The 15,964-nt window shown below is 50.7% G+C and carries 9 protein-coding genes; 2 read left to right on the forward strand and 7 right to left on the reverse strand.

Going from position 1 to position 15,964, the window contains the following annotated elements:
* Positions 1–528: 528 nt before the first annotated feature.
* From radA to ACTQ1O_RS11090, 6 genes are all read right to left on the reverse strand, one after another.
* A complete protein-coding gene (gene radA / locus ACTQ1O_RS11065) occupies positions 529–1,932 on the reverse strand; it encodes a DNA repair protein RadA (protein ID WP_441476186.1) in 1,404 nt (467 codons plus the stop codon).
* Between the two features lie 116 nt (positions 1,933–2,048).
* Complete coding sequence (locus tag ACTQ1O_RS11070) at positions 2,049–2,462, reverse strand: endosialidase (protein ID WP_441487298.1); 414 nt, start codon at positions 2,460–2,462, stop codon at positions 2,049–2,051.
* Between the two features lie 198 nt (positions 2,463–2,660).
* Positions 2,661–5,240: an ATP-dependent Clp protease ATP-binding subunit gene (locus ACTQ1O_RS11075; RefSeq protein WP_441487299.1), complete on the reverse strand. Its 2,580-nt coding sequence runs from the start codon at positions 5,238–5,240 to the stop codon at positions 2,661–2,663.
* Positions 5,241–5,335: 95 nt separating this feature from the next.
* Entirely contained in the window at positions 5,336–5,842 is a 507-nt protein-coding gene (locus ACTQ1O_RS11080) for an SEC-C metal-binding domain-containing protein (protein ID WP_441487300.1), read from the reverse strand.
* Positions 5,843–6,018: 176 nt separating this feature from the next.
* The gene (locus ACTQ1O_RS11085) at positions 6,019–7,386 is read right to left on the reverse strand and encodes a hemolysin family protein (protein WP_441487301.1); all 1,368 of its coding nucleotides are present in this window, start codon (positions 7,384–7,386) and stop codon (positions 6,019–6,021) included.
* 255 nt (positions 7,387–7,641) lie between these two features.
* The gene (locus tag ACTQ1O_RS11090) at positions 7,642–11,406 is read right to left on the reverse strand and encodes a phosphoribosylformylglycinamidine synthase (protein WP_441487302.1); all 3,765 of its coding nucleotides are present in this window, start codon (positions 11,404–11,406) and stop codon (positions 7,642–7,644) included.
* Positions 11,407–11,813: 407 nt separating this feature from the next.
* Between ACTQ1O_RS11090 and ACTQ1O_RS11095 the strand changes: the two genes are divergently transcribed.
* Positions 11,814–12,659, forward strand: coding sequence for a glycerophosphodiester phosphodiesterase family protein (locus ACTQ1O_RS11095; protein ID WP_441487303.1), 846 nt, complete (start codon positions 11,814–11,816; stop codon positions 12,657–12,659).
* A gap of 70 nt (positions 12,660–12,729) precedes the next feature.
* The gene (locus ACTQ1O_RS11100; protein ID WP_441487304.1) at positions 12,730–13,422 is read left to right on the forward strand and encodes a phosphatase PAP2 family protein; all 693 of its coding nucleotides are present in this window, start codon (positions 12,730–12,732) and stop codon (positions 13,420–13,422) included.
* A 142-nt stretch (positions 13,423–13,564) separates the two neighbouring features.
* Here the strand turns inward: ACTQ1O_RS11100 and pcrA are convergent, their stop codons facing one another.
* Entirely contained in the window at positions 13,565–15,952 is a 2,388-nt protein-coding gene (gene pcrA, locus ACTQ1O_RS11105; RefSeq protein ID WP_441487305.1) for a DNA helicase PcrA, read from the reverse strand.
* Positions 15,953–15,964 lie beyond the last annotated feature (12 nt).

The following is a 15,964-nucleotide window of genomic DNA, read 5'->3' on the forward strand; positions in this document are numbered from 1 at the left end:
CAGCGTTCATCCTGAGCCAGGATCAAACTCTCATAAAAAAGATTGATTCGTTCAGAATTAACACTTGGCTAATTCATCCCTTTTTACTGTTTTAAAGGATCGTAATCAATTCGTTATCTCCCTGCGAACAGTTCGATAACCCGTTGAATACTTTCGATCGTTCAAACAAAAATTTTATAAAACTTCATTTGAATTTTCGAGGATGTGTTTTACTGTTCAGTTGTCAATGTTCACTCAACAAAGTCAAATGTGTTGAAATCTTTTCAACTCAATTAATTTTGGTTGAATTTGTTTGTTGCATCGCTGCAACGATAAATACTATATCATCATTGCAGGTGTGTGTCAACAACTTTTTTCACTTTTTTAGCCTCTTCTCAATTGCAAAACTAAATTCCATCTCTGGGTGGAATTTAACCCTTCCGAAACACTCCGCATCTAAGGATGGAATCCTGCTTTTGCGTATTTTTAAAATCATCGTCCTTCGCAAGACAGCCTGGCGACGCAAATCAAGGATCTCATAGAATATTATCATGCTTTTTTCAGCGCATTCAGGTACCCGATTGCTTCCCCGATGTTGGATACCGGTATCAGATTGATCGGTGAGCTTTCCCGGATTCCCGACAGAGCGCGCATACAGGATTTTGGAAGAATGACTGTCCGAAATCCAAGCTTCTGGGCTTCACGGACTCTTTGTTCAGCCATTGCCACAGAACGGATTTCTCCGGAGAGGCCGACTTCGCCGAAGACTACCGTGTCTGCGGGGATGGCAACATCTCTTGCGCTCGACGCGATCGCGAGAAGAATGCCCAGATCTACAGCAGGTTCTGTCATTTTCACTCCGCCGGTGATATTCACATAGGCATCGCTTTGTGACAGATTGATGTGTACTCTTTTTTCCAGGACGGCCATAAGGAGATTTACGCGATTATAATCTGTTCCGTTTGCGGTTCGTCTCGGAAATCCGAAATTACTGCGGCACACCAGAGCCTGAATCTCAATCATGATGGGGCGGGTACCTTCCATTGAACAGGCGACGACAGAGCCGGACGCGTCAGTCGGTCTGCCGTCCAGCATGTACTGCGAAGGGTTCGCCACCTCTTTGAGCCCCTCTGCGCGCATCTCAAATACGCCGATTTCGTTTGTCGAGCCGAAACGGTTCTTTGCCGCGCGGAGGATCCGATAAGACTGACTTCTATCTCCTTCAAAATAGAGCACGGTGTCTACCATGTGCTCCAGAACTCTGGGTCCGGCAACATTTCCTTCCTTCGTCATGTGACCGACGATAAAAATCGGAATCAGCATGGTCTTCGCAATGCGGAGCAGCACCCCAGTCGATTCCCTGACCTGAGAGACATTCCCGGGCGATGACTGAATGTCTTCGTTGAACATCGTCTGAATGGAGTCAATGACTACCATGTCCGGCTTTTCATGCTCGATGACTCCCTCGATATCAGTCAGATTTGTTTCGCATAGCAGCTTCAGATTGTCGCTGAAGCTTCCGATGCGCATAGATCTCAGTTTGATCTGCTGCAGGGACTCTTCTCCTGACACATAGAGCACCCGGACGCCCTTTGCGGTGAGATGCTGACAGACCTGAAGGAGCAGAGTTGATTTTCCAATACCCGGGTCGCCCCCGATCAGTATCAGCGACCCTTTCACGATACCCCCGCCAAGTACGCGGTCCATCTCACCAATGTCTGTCCGGGTCCTCTGCCCGGATGAGACATCAATCTCCGAGAGTGATTTCGGTTTCAAGCGCCCGCTATTTCCTGCAGATGACAGCCCGGTGCTTCTCGTACCGGATTTTTTTGTCGAAACGAGTTCTTCCACAAACGTGTTCCACTGGTGGCAGGAAGGACACTGACCCATCCATTTTGCGGATTCATATCCGCAGTTCTGGCAGAAATAGGCACTCTTTTTGTCTTTGCTCATGTAAAATCTCCTGAAAAAGGCTCCGGAATACTCCGGAGCCTGGTTTTAGTTCATATCAATTCCGCTTTACTTCGAGTCGGTTCGGACTTTCACTCAATCTTTACGCTCAGGCAGGTTCAGACTTTCACAATCTTTACGCTTACAGATTTTCCTTCGCTGAGTTCAACACTGAAGGAGAGCTTTCCGCCCATATTCGTGGTCATGTGTCCCACATTCACATCGTCGAGAAGAACCTGATATTCTGTATTCTCAGCGGCGCCCACCGTGATTTCTGCGTCTTCCGGTCCTTCCACAGAGAAGGAGATCTCCTGATCCGTGATTCTGAGATTCCTTACTGCAGTGCCGGGAACCGATTCGTATACGAAGGTCTCGTTGCATTCCAGTTTTGTGATTTCACGGTAGGTTTTTACTTTGTAAAGATTTCCCTTGAATTCGAAATCTCCCAGCTTTTTCTTTGCGTCCAGCTCATAATTGCCAAAGCTCAGTGTTCCGTCATTTTCTGCGCGAAGCAGTTCCTTAACGACAGCCATTTTTTTATACTCCTTCTGCTTTTGATGAATATTCGTGTATCTGACTGGCAGATACGTTCGGCGGTCCGTCTTCACTTCTCACGCGGATGACGTGCCCGCCATTTAATCTTTGCAAATATTATACGATATTCGTGTTTTTTTCTCAACAGGCAGGATTGTGAAATTGTGATGTACCGACAGTTCGCTGCCCTTCGGCACTCATTTTTTCTGTGTCCGGAAGATAATCTTGTCATCCCGGCAGCTCACCGAGACATGGTCTCCGCTCCGGATTGAGCCTTTTAGAATCTCTTCCGCGAGTGGATCCTCGATCCTGGTCTGGATGGCGCGTCTTAGCGGTCTTGCTCCGTATTTGTTGTTATAGCTTTTCTCGATGAGGCTATCCTTTCCCGACGCGGTGACAGTCAGACGAATGTTCATCTGGTCGCTGCAGCGCCGGATCAGATCTCCCAGGAGAATATCGACGATCCGATGCATCTCCTTCTTGCCGAGGGAGTGGAACACCAGAATCTCGTCGATACGGTTCAGAAACTCCGGGCGGAACATCTGACGGATCTCATCCATGACCTGATCCTTCATATCGCTGTAATTCCGTTCTTCGTTGTCCTCTGATAAAAATCCAAGATGCTTCGGCTGCACAATCCGGTTTGCGCCGGCATTCGAGGTCATAATGATAATGGTCTCCTTGAAGCTCACATTTCTTCCCTGCGCGTCGGTGATGTGTCCGTCGTCCAACACCTGAAGCAGGATGTTAAAGACATCCGGATGTGCTTTTTCGATCTCATCGAAGAGGATGACACTGTACGGGTGACGGCGCACTTTTTCAGAGAGTTGTCCGCCCTCATCGTACCCGACATAACCGGGCGGTGACCCGATCAGCTTGGATACGCTGTGCTTTTCCATGTACTCAGACATATCCACACGGATCATGGCGTCCTCACTTCCGAAGATTGCTTCCGCCAACGCCTTGGACAGTTCCGTCTTGCCGACACCGGTCGGACCCAGGAACAGGAACGAGCCGATCGGGCGATTCGGATCCTTCAGGCCGACCCGGCCTCTGCGGATTGCCCGCGAAACGGCAGACACTGCCTCATCCTGACCGATGACACGTTTATGCAGAATACTCTCGAGTCTCGCCAGTTTTCTGGATTCCGATTCCGCGATTTTTGAAACCGGAATTCTTGTCCACATGGATACCGTTTTTGCGACATCCTCCGCGGTTACCTGTTTTCTTCTTCCGGAGCTCTTCTTCTCACTTTTTTCCAGACAGCTCTCCAGTGTATTCTGCAGTTTCTGAACCCGGGAGGCGCTTGCAAAATCGTTTTTCCGGATAAAATCTTCCTTGATCCGACGCATCTCAAGGATGCGGTCTTCCACAGACGCGCGATCTGCAGTGTTCCGGGTGAGCTTTTGTACGCTCTGCTCGAGTTCGTCCACAGACTCTGACCCGACCCCGGCCCCGGCTTCGTCTGACGCAGTCCCCGGTTCATTCGCGGAGCCTGTTCTGCTGTCGGCAGTTTCTGCCGCCCGTCTGAAGTCCCCCAGCTGGACGCTCGAGGATGCCTCATCGATAAGATCGATGGCCTTGTCCGGCTGAAAACGGTCATTGATATAACGGGTGCTGAGGCGCACGGCCGCTTCCAGTGCCTCGTCCTGTATCTTTACGCCGTGATGTTCTTCATAAAGCGGACGGATTTCCCGAAGGATCTGAAGTGTCTGCTCCGGAGATGGCTCATCCACCGTAACAGGCTGAAATCTTCGTTCCAGCGCGGCATCTTTTTCAATGCGCTTGCGGTATTCCTCCGTTGTAGTCGCGCCAATCAGCTGGATCTCTCCCCTTGCAAGGGACGGTTTCAAAATATTCGATGCGTCCAGAGCTCCTTCTGCCCCTCCCGCGCCAATAATCGTATGGATTTCATCGATAAAGAGAAGAACATTCCGGTCCGCGGTTACTTCTCCGATCACCTTCTTGATCCGTTCCTCAAATTCACCTCTGTACTTGGAACCTGCAACCATGGAAGAAAGGTCCAGTGTGACCAGGCGTTTGTCCGCCATGACATCCGGTACATTTCCCTCTGCGATTCGCTGGGCAAGTCCCTCTACAATTGCGGTTTTTCCCACCCCCGGCTCACCAATCAGGCACGGGTTGTTCTTTTTCCTGCGGCTGAGGATCTCGATGACGCGGGTGATTTCCCGCTCTCTTCCAATCACAGGATCCAGCAGGCGCTCACGCGCCATGACCGTAAGATCTCTGCTGTAGCGATCCAGCGTCGGTGTTTTGCCGCTCTGCTCACCGGATTCGGAACGGATATCGTCGACTTCGCTCTGCATCTGTTCCTCCGTCAGCCCGGCGGTTTTCATCAGAGCCAGATAGAGCTTCTGCATATTCACAATTTCCGTGGAATGAAGCAGCTTGTAGGCGACGGAATCAGAATCCCTAAGGATCGCCATCATGATATGTGTGGTCCCGGCCAGCCTGTGACCCTCTTTGCCGGCAATCCGGACTGCCTCATCGAGTATCTTCTGTGCTTTTACCGTAAATTCCGGTTTGTAGCACACCGGCGAGTCTGCCGCCGGCACGATCATGGAGCTGATGAATTTGTTCAGAATCTCTTCTGTCACTCCAAAACTTTTGAGCACAGCCGCCGCAGTGCAGTTCTTCGTCCTGACAAGCCCGAAAAGGATATGTTCGGTTCCAATGTAGGACTGACTGTTGTCCGCCGCCATTTTCTTCGCGAGGGAAAGAGCTGTGCGCGCATTAGATGTAAACTGATTTTTCATATTGTTATCTCTTTTTCTCTTCTTTACTCATCAGGTTTTCCAAACTTGATTTAAAAAAGCCCGGGGATGCTTGTTCCCGGGCTGATCATTTCGGATTATTTATTTCTGCCGTGACAGTACTTGTATTTCTTGCCGCTTCCGCAAGGGCAGGGATCGTTCCGGCCGATTTTCTTCGGCTTCACAATAGTGCCGGACTTCTTCTGTTCGAGATAGAGAGCTTTCTTCTTTTCCGCGGAAAAAATCAGATCCCACTCCGGCAGGTTGTATAACCAGTCTGCCTTTGCGTCAACCATATTCTTGTAGAGCTTCTCCTTGTCGAAGCCGAGGTTCACCTCGGTATCCTCTGTCATGGTTTCAATCGGATTCGGCACCTTCAGAGAGTCGTTGATTCCGTCCAGAAATCCGGTCATCGTCATAACGTCGATCTTGTATCTATCCGCAAGCTCCTTGACCGTACCCTTTACTACCTCATTCGGGTTCGTCAGAAGCTTCTCATATATTCCCTTCTCAACGAGGAAATAATCCTGCCAGAACTTCTGAAGTTCATTCTTATTTGTCTCTCTATTGTAGGCAATTGCCTGCCAATCCTGTAATAAGGCCATTTCAAAATACCATCCTTCTGTTTTCTAAATGCTGCGCGGCTGTCTTCGGATCCGCCCCAAACGATAGGATGCCGCAAGCATTCTAAAACAGTATAGATGAATCCGCAGAGAATTTCAAGTCTGGGAACTTCTCGTTCTCGTTTCCGCTTTGCCCGGAAGTCCTGTCTGAAGCCTTCTCATTTCTGCTTTGTCTGTGGAATTTTTTCTTCCACTCCGGAAGCATCCCCGGTGTCTTCCATCCGTTCCGGCAGCAGCGTTACGAGGGTGTTCTCGATCCGGTGATCCAGGATACGGTACACGCGGATATGCATGGCGTCCGTATCCAGCTCGAAATGGCTTCCGTCCTCCGGGACGTATCCGAGGCGGCCAAGAATATAGCCTCCGAAGGTGTCATAGTCCTCGTCGGGAAGATTTCTGCCAAGGGCCTGATTCACCTCATCGAGGGATGCGCCTCCCTGAATTCGCCAGGTTGTCGGAGAAATCTTGATGATGTCGTCCGGTTCATCCGTCTCGTCGTCTTCCGTAAGATCCCCTACCAGAACCTCGAGCAGATCTTTCATGGTGATCACGCCGTCCATTCCGCCATATTCGTCCAGAACGATAGCGAAGTAATTGCCTGTGGTCTTCATGTGCTGAAACATAACATCCGCCTTGACAGAACCGGGTACGAAATAGGCAGGATCGACCGCGCGGGCCATAATCTCCTCCTGTGCTGCGCCGCGAAGGCGGAAATAATCCTTCGCATCCAGAACGCCAAGTACATTGTCCGGAGTTTCCCGTACAACCGGGAACTGGTCGTGACGGCTCTCGTGAATGGTTTTCTCCCACTCCTCGAGCGGATCCTCCTCGTACAGGCAGGCGACATCCTTCCTGTGTGTGCAGATCTCATCGACAGAGATGTCATCGAACTCGAAGACATTGCGGATCATCTCCTGCTCGTCCGAATTGATGTTGCCGTGCATGGTTCCCCGGTCTACCATCATCTTGATTTCGTCCTCCGTCACGTTCATTCTCAGGCTCGCCGGATCGATCCCGTTGAGCCTGAGGATTCCGTTTGAGATGCCTGAGATGATTTCCGTTAGCGGGAAAAAAATCACGCCGAAGAAGCGATACCATCCGGCCAGATCACACGCGGTCCTGGCCGTTTTTCTTCCGGCAAATGCCTTGGGAAGAATATTTGTCAGAATCATCAGAATGGCAGTGAACACCAGAACACAGATCACTGTGACGGCTGCCCGGGCAGCTTCATTGCCCCCGTCTATTCCCAGTGCCCCGCAGATCGCATCTAAGCAGACTGCAGTGAGCGCAGACGAACTCCCTACGGTGCAGAGCATATGCAGTGTATGAATCGAGGTAAGAAATCTTCCGGAATTTCCCTTTAGTTTCTGAAGATAGGGAACCGCCGTATTTTCTTCTTCCTTCAATTCATCAATCTGTGTGTCTGTCAGCGCAAGTACGGCTGTCTCACAGGCGGTAAATACTGCCGAAAGCGCAATCATCAGGATCGTCAGGATAACGTACCATATCCAGGGACCACTGTCCATTCGTTATTTCCTCCAAATCAATCGTTTATATGTAGTATAGAAAAGCATTGCCGTATGTCAAACGAGATAAAACACGCTGCGCGAGTTTTATCTCGCTATCGCGACGCTCGCCGCACACGAATACTTCGCATTCGGCTGCGGCTCACTGTTCGCGTAAACAAAGAGGCTTCCGAACCGGAAGCCTCTGATCCGAAATCACCTGATGAAATTTCAAACCTGAAACCATCTGATGAAATTCGAAAATTCCAAAGTGTATTATCTGAAGTAATTTACACCGGATTCAAAAAGCTTCATGTCTTTTTCACCGTAGATGTTGACGGATACCCCGTCTCCGCGGCGTTCCGCATGGCACATCTTGCCGTATACGCGTCCGTCCGGGCTGGTGATTCCCTCAATGTTGAAGTAGGAGCCGTTGATGTTCCAGTATTCATCATCGGTGAAGTTCCCATCGAGATCACAGTATCTGGTGGCAATCTGACCGTTCTCCTGAAGTCTGCGTATCCACTCGGAGTTCGCCGCAAATCTTCCTTCTCCGTGAGAAGCGGGCATCGTGTAAATGCCTCCCAGCTCAGTTCCGGCAAGCCATGGGGATTTATCGGACACAACCTTGACATATGCCATCTTGGAAATATGCCTATGAATGGTGTTGAAGGTCAGAGTCGGCGAGTCCTCCTTCTGACCCGTAATCTCGCCGTTCGGTACAAGACCGAGCTTGATCAGTGCCTGGAAGCCGTTGCAGATGCCCAGAGCAAGTCCGTCTCTCTTCTGCAGGAGGTCATTTACCGCTTCCTTTATGCTTGCGTTCTGGAAAGCAGTCGCGAAGAACTTGGCAGAGCCATCCGGCTCATCTCCGGCAGAGAAACCGCCCGGGAACATGATGATCTGGGACTGTTCAATCGCCTTGCGGAACTCCTCCACAGAATCCACGATATCTGTTGCGCTCAGATTGCGGAATACCTTTGTGATGGTTCTGGCTCCGGCCGCCTCGAAGACTCTCGCGCTGTCGTACTCGCAGTTGGTTCCCGGGAATACAGGGATGAATACGGTCGGCTGCGCGAGCTTGTGGCCGCACACATAGATGCTGTCTGCTTTGAATAATCCCTTGTCCTCAACGCCGGTATCCTTTGCGGGAACGCCGGAAACGGTCTTGAACACGCCGCTCAATGTCCCGTTCCACGCGTTCAGAGCATCGTCCATGGAAATAGAGGTATTGCTGTAACGGAATACTCCGTCGCCATTTACCTCACCGATAACCGTGTAAGAAGAAGCAAGCTTACCGACCTGATCGGAAGGTACCTCAAGAATAAGGTCTCCGAGATACGGGCTGAAGAGGTCTCTCGCATCCACACTGTGATCAATGGTAACGCCGAGCTTATTGCCAAAGGCCATCTTGCTTACCGCGACAGCAATTCCGCTTCTCTCGACAACGTAGGCAGCCTTGACCCGTCCTGCCTCTGTGTCTTCATGTACCCTGCTGTACAGATCCATAACCTGATCATAGACCGGCAGCTCGTACTGATTCTTCGGTATGCGGATCCAGACCAGTTTGTCTCCCGGGGTCTTCAGTTCCGGTGTGATCACATCCTTCAGTTCCGCGACATCTACCGCGAAGGACACAAGCGTCGGCGGAACATCGATGTCATTGAAGGTACCGGACATGCTGTCCTTGCCGCCGATGGAAGCAAGACCGTACTCGATCTGCGCCTCATACGCGCCGAGAAGAGCCGCGAACGGCTGGCTCCACCGCTCCGGATCTTCTGTCATTCTGCGGAAGTATTCCTGGAAGGTGAAATGAATCTTGTGGAAATCGCCGCCTGCCGCGACAATTTTCGCGATGGACTGTGTCACAGCGTAGACCGCTCCGTGATACGGGCTCCAGCTTGACACATAGGGATCGAAGCCATAGGCCATCATGGTGACGGTATTGGTCTTCAGATCCGGAACAGGAACCTTGGCGATCATGCTCTGCGTCTCGGTCAGCTGATATTTTCCTCCGTAAGGCATCAGAACGCTCGCGGCGCCGATCGAGGAATCGAACATCTCAACCAGCCCCTTCTGAGAGCATGCATTCAGATCCTTGAGAGAATCCAGCCATTTTACCTTTACGTCATAAATATCTCCGCTTCTCTTAAGAACGCTGTCTGCTTTATTCGGAATATCGACCTTTACATCGGTCTCCTGATGCGCGCCGTTGGTATCCAGGAAGGCGCGGGACAGATCCGTGATGGTCTTGCCTCTCCAGTTCATCACAAGGCGCGGCTCTTCCGTAACGACAGCGACCTTAACCGCCTCGAGATTCTCTTCGTGTGCGTACTTCAGGAACTGATCCGCATCCTTCGGAGATACTACCACTGCCATCCGCTCCTGGGATTCGGAGATTGCCAGCTCTGTGCCGTCAAGACCCGCATACTTCTTCGGAACCTTATCCAGGTCGATCCGGAGTCCGGGAGCAAGTTCACCGATGGCAACGGAAACACCGCCTGCGCCAAAGTCGTTGCACTTCTTGATGATGTGACTGACCTCCGGGCGGCGGAACATTCTCTGCAGCTTCCGCTCTGTCGGCGCATTACCTTTCTGGACCTCTGCGCCGCAGGTCTCAAGGGACTGTGTGGTATGAATCTTGGAGGATCCCGTCGCTCCGCCGATTCCGTCACGGCCGGTTCTGCCTCCGAGCAGAATGATGATGTCGCCCGGGTCCGAATTCAGTCTCTGCACCGCTCTTCTCGGAGCCGCGCCCATCACCGCGCCGATCTCCATACGCTTCGCCACGTAATTCGGGTGGTAGATTTCCTTGACATATCCCGTTGCAAGACCAATCTGGTTTCCGTAGGAGCTGTAGCCGTGCGCAGCCTGTCTCGTCAGCGTTTTCTGCGGAAGTTTGCCCTTCATGGTTTCAGAAACCGGAACGGTTGGGTCCGCTGCTCCAGTGACGCGCATCGCCTGATACACATAGGTTCTTCCGGAAAGCGGATCGCGGATCGCGCCGCCCAGACAGGTCGCAGCGCCGCCGAAGGGTTCAATCTCTGTCGGATGGTTGTGCGTCTCGTTCTTGAAGTTGATGAGCCACTCCTCATACTTTCCGTCTACATCGACCGGAACGATGATACTGCAGGCATTGATCTCATCTGATTCCTCCTGATCGGTCAGCTTTCCATCCGCCTTCAGCTTCTTTGCCGCCAGACATGCCAGATCCATCAGGCAGATATATTTTCCGTTTCTTCCTTTATAAAGGACGTCAAAATCATGACGATACCGGTTGTAGCTGTCCTCAATCGGAGCCCTGTAATCACCGTCACCGAACGCGATGTTTTTCAGCTCGGTCGAGAATGTGGTGTGACGGCAATGATCGGACCAGTAGGTATCCAGCACGCGAATCTCGGTAACGGTCGGGTTTCTCTTCTCATCGTTTGCGAAATAATCCTGAATGAATTTGAAATCCTTAAAGGTCATAGCCAGGTTGAGGGACTGATAGAGATCCTGCAGCGCGTTCTCGTCCATCTCGATAAATCCGTCAAATACCTTCACGTCTGCCGGCTCTTCAAAGCTCATCACGAGGGTCTCCGGCTTCTCGGCGGCACTTTCACGGGAATCAACCGGATTGATGCAGTGTCCCTTGATCACCTCCATGTCCTTGTCGCTCACATCTCCGTCAATGACATAGGTGGTGGCAGTGCGGATAATCGGCTGTTCATCGCCCTTCAGGAACTGTACACATTGCACGGCGGAATCGGCTCTCTGGTCAAACTGGCCTGGGAGGTATTCCACGGAGAATACATGTGCGTTCTCCGCCTTCGGAAAATCCTCCTTGTACAGAGTATCAACCGGCGGCTCGGCAAATACGACATGGCATGCCTTCTCGAATACCTCGTCGCTGATGTTCTCGACATCATACCGGATAAGGATTCTGACATCGTTCACACCGGAAACGCCCATATAATGACGGATCTCGTGGCTTAATTCCTTTGCCTGACCGGCAAACTCCGGTTTCTTCTCAACATATACACGTCTTACCTGGCTCATTCTTGCTGTCCTTTCCTATTTCTGAAAGTATAGACTGTTACGGCATCTGTATGGAAGGTCTTCATAAAGCCGGATTTTCCCGTACCTGAAGGCCGACCCGCATATTCAGATACAGAATAACACAGTTTTCCCGACAAGTAAAATCAAAAACAGGCGATCTGCAGGCCATTTTTTTTCATAAAAAATTCATCTTCTTCTCATCAACACGTTAAAACTTAATAAAATTTTATGATTTCATCTTTACAGAACGGGTCTTTCGAAGCAAAATATAGCTTGTCAATCAGAGTCCTGATACGTGACATTCAAATACGTGACCTTGAAATCGTTGAATACGTGACATTGAGATACGTGACCTTGAAATCGTTGAAATACATGACGTTGAAAAGTACAGATTTTGGAGTTGGAATATGGTAATACATGCAGTTCTGCTTGCACTCGGCATAGTGGTTGGATTGTTTCTGTTCTATCTTTGGGGTATTCATCCGAGAATCGATGGAAAGAGAAAACAGAAAACGCTGGATCTGGCAAGATGGGATTTTGCCCACCGCGGTCTGTGGGATATGACACAGAACATACCGGAGAATTCGCTCCCCGCATTTGCGCGGGCGGCTGACCAGGGATACGCGATTGAGCTTGACGTGCATCTGACGAAAGACAAGAAACTCGTCGTTTTTCACGACGACAGTCTGATGCGTGTCTGTCATGTCCGGGGAACCTGTGAACGGATGAATGCGGAGGATCTCATGAAGCTTTCTCTTTCCTTCACGGAGCATCATATGCCGCTGTTGGAAGATGTCCTGCGCCTGGTAAATGGAAGGGTCCCGCTTCTGATAGAGCTGAAGCTTCCTTCGGTCAGCACGGAGATCTGCCGCTATGTGTATGATCTTCTCAAGGATTATCAGGGTTCCTGCCTGATTGAATCCTTCAATCCGCTTGGTCTAAGGAAATACAAGCAGCTGGATCCTGACGCGATTGTCGGACAGCTTTCCGGTAAATACACGGCAAAAGACAGGCTGAATCCGCTGATCGCCCTTCTTTCCTCGTCGCTTCTGGTTAATGCGCTCAGCAGGCCTGACTTTGTCGCTTATAACTTCCGCACGTCTGATGCCTTTGGTTTTTATCTGAATCAGAACCTGTTCCGGATTCCTGTTTTTGCCTGGACGGTGAGGACTTCCGAGGAATTCCGGAAATGCAGACATGCCTATGACGGAATCATTTTTGAAAAATTTCTGCCGGCTGAAATTGTATGTTAAAATTGAGCGTAAAATCAATGAATGAAGAACCGGGATTCATTCCCTGAATGATGATTAAGGAGGATTTTTTATGCTGACATCTGTAGCGGCGTTTTTCCGATCTAGAAAGCAGTTCTGGATTCTTCCCGCCTATGCGGTCTTCTATTCTCTTGTATTTCGTTATCTTGAGAAAGCCATCCGGAATCCGGGAAGCTATCATCTGATCTACTGCCCGCTCGACCGGTATATTCCTTTTATTGAATATTTTATTGTGTTCTATTTTTCCTGGTTTGTATTCATGTTCCTTGTGTTCGGATTTTTCACCGCAATCAACCGGGATGTAACGGAATATAACCGCTTCCTCCTTTATCTTTTCTCAGGGATGACCATTTTCCTGATCGTCTCCGCGATCTATCCGAACGGGCTGGATATCCGTCCCGCAGCGCTTCCGAATCACAACATCTTCAGCCGGATGGTCGCCAGGCTATATCAGATGGATACTCCCACCAATGTTTTTCCGAGTATCCACGTATACAATTCCCTCTCCGCTGCCCTGGCAGTCAATAACTGCAAGATGCTGAAGAATTACAAGGGCCTCCGGATCGGAACCTTTACGCTGGCATTTCTGATCATTCTCTCCACGGTATTTCTGAAACAGCACTCCGTATACGATGTCGCCGGAGGAATTTTCATGAGCATTATTCTCTATCGTCTGATTTACCAGCCGGCAGAAGCTGCGGTACCACAGACAGAGGCTGACGGCTTTGCCACCTCCGGGAGGTAACCGGTCTCAGGCAGCCGGCATCAGCCCGGTTCCCTATCAGCCGGGTTTGAATCCTGTCTGGTATTAAATTCTATTCAGAATAAATTTTCTACGTGATCGGGTTCCATGAATTCCATAAATCCAGAAATGACAAAGGCGGATATCAGATATCCGCCTTTACTTTCTTCAATTTGGCGAAGGATGCAAACATCCTCTTGATGCCGAAGTTTTCAAAATCGACCGTCACCTCGTAGTCTCTCGGTCCGTCCTTGATCTCTTTCACTGTTCCGATTCCGAACTTCACATGTCTGACCGTGTCTCCGGTCTTATAATCCAGATGATCCGGCTTTGATACCCGGAATTCTTCCAGGCGGAACCGTCCCTTCGCGTTCTTTTCGCCCGGACGGGATACGGACGGATTCCGGTATCCGGAGCTGCCATAACCGGAGCTGCCGTAGCCGGACACACCGAACCGGTTTTTCTCTGCCCCGGATGAGCCGTATCCACTTCCGGATACTCCGCCCGACGTGCCATATCCGCTTTCCTGTCTGCCCATGCCCATGATATCATCAAAGGACAGCTTCGGAGGATTCAGAAAATTCCGGGTGTCTGTCGTCTCCCGCTCCAGCTCGATATATTCCCGCGGGATTTCCCTCACGAATCGCGATGCCTTCAGGAACTGCGGCTCGCCTCTCACCATCCGCATGCGGACCGCCGTCATCGTAAGATCCTTTCTGGCCCGTGTGATTCCTACATAGCACAGGCGGCGCTCCTCTTCCATTTCCTCCGTGTCATGTTCACTGATCGAAAGGTAGCTCGGGAAGGTATTTTCCTCCATTCCGGCCATGTAGACATTGTCAAATTCCAGCCCCTTCGCGCTGTGCAGCGTCATCAGGAGCACATAATCGCTGTCCTCCTCTACGCTGTCGATGTCTGCCACGAGTGAGACCTGCTGCAGAAAATCCGATAGCGAGGGTGTCTCCGCTGATGTTGTGTAATCCTCCGTTTTGGAAATCAATTCATTGATGTTCTCGATGCGGGCCTTTGCCTCATCGTCTCCCTGCGCCTCCAGCTCCGCGACATAACCCGTCTCCGAGATGATCAGCTCAAGGATTTCGCGGACAGTGTAGCCGTCCGCGTTCAGGCTCCGGTATTTTTCAATCAGATTTGTGAATCCGCGGATCTTTCCCGCGGCACGTGACATGCCTGGGATCCGGTCCACCTCCAGCAGAGCATCGTAGAAGCCGATGTTCTTCTCCTGCGCGTACTGCTCCACCTTACCGATGGAGGTCTGCCCGATTCCCCGCTTCGGGATATTGATGATCCGTTCGACGGCGAGGTCATCGCTGCCGTTGTCTACCGTCTTCAGATAAGAGAGCAGATCCTTGATCTCCCTGCGGGCATAGAAATTGATGGCACCGACAATTTTGTACGGGATATTCCGGGCGATAAATTTTTCCTCGAAGATACGGGACATTGCGTTTGTCCGGTACAGGACCGCAAAATCATGATACGCCATTCTATCCCGGCTGCATTTGCTGCTGATGTCGCGGGCAATATACTCTGCCTCCTGATATCCGTCGTCAAACTCACGAAAATGGATCTTTGATCCCTCTGTGTTCTCGGTCCAGAGCTTTTTCTTCTTTCGGCCGACGTTGTGAGCGATTACTTCGTTCGCCGCATTCAGGATGTTCTGCGTAGACCGGTAGTTCTGCTCCAGTCGGATTACCTTCGCGCCGGGATATTCCTTTTCAAAGTTGAGAATATTGCGTATGTTTGCTCCCCGGAACTTATAGATGGACTGGTCATCGTCACCGACTACACAGAGGTTGCGGTACCGCGAGGCCAGAAGCTTCACAAAAAGGAACTGAACGGTATTGGTATCCTGGTACTCGTCGATCATGATGTACCGGAATTTTTCCTGATAATAGGACAGGACATCCGGCTCCCGGCGGAACAGCTCGACGGTCAGTACCAGAAGATCATCAAAATCCAGCGCGTTATTCTCCTTCAGCCGCTTCTGGTAGGCATAATAGCATCTCGCATACTGCTTTTCGACCCATCCGGACGCATTTTTCTCATATTCTTCCGGTCCGATCATCTCGTTTTTTGCCGAGGAAATCTGACGAAGAATCGCCTTCTCCTTATAGACCTTCGGATCCAGCTCCAGCAGGCGGATTACCTCCTTCATGACCTGTCTGCTGTCATCCGTGTCATAAATAGTGAAGTTATTCTCGTAGCCGATAAGATTGATGTATCTCCTCAAAATCCTGCAGCAGGTAGAATGAAAGGTGGAAATCCAGATGCTCTCGGATCCGGCCGTCACCAGCTGATCGACGCGCTCCCGCATCTCTCCCGCCGCCTTGTTCGTGAAGGTGATCGCCATGATATTCCACGGACTCACCTGTCTCTGGGAAATGAGGTACGCGACCCGACAGGTCAGCGTCCGTGTTTTTCCGGAGCCTGCACCCGCCAGAATCAGAAGCGGCCCTTCCGTCGTTGTGACCGCCTCCCGCTGCGGGGCGTTTAAACTGCTCAATAAGTCATTCATGAATCAATTCCT

Origin of the sequence: Bilifractor sp. LCP21S3_A7, assembly GCF_052118825.1 — a bacterium.
GTDB lineage: Bacteria > Bacillota > Clostridia > Lachnospirales > Lachnospiraceae > Bilifractor.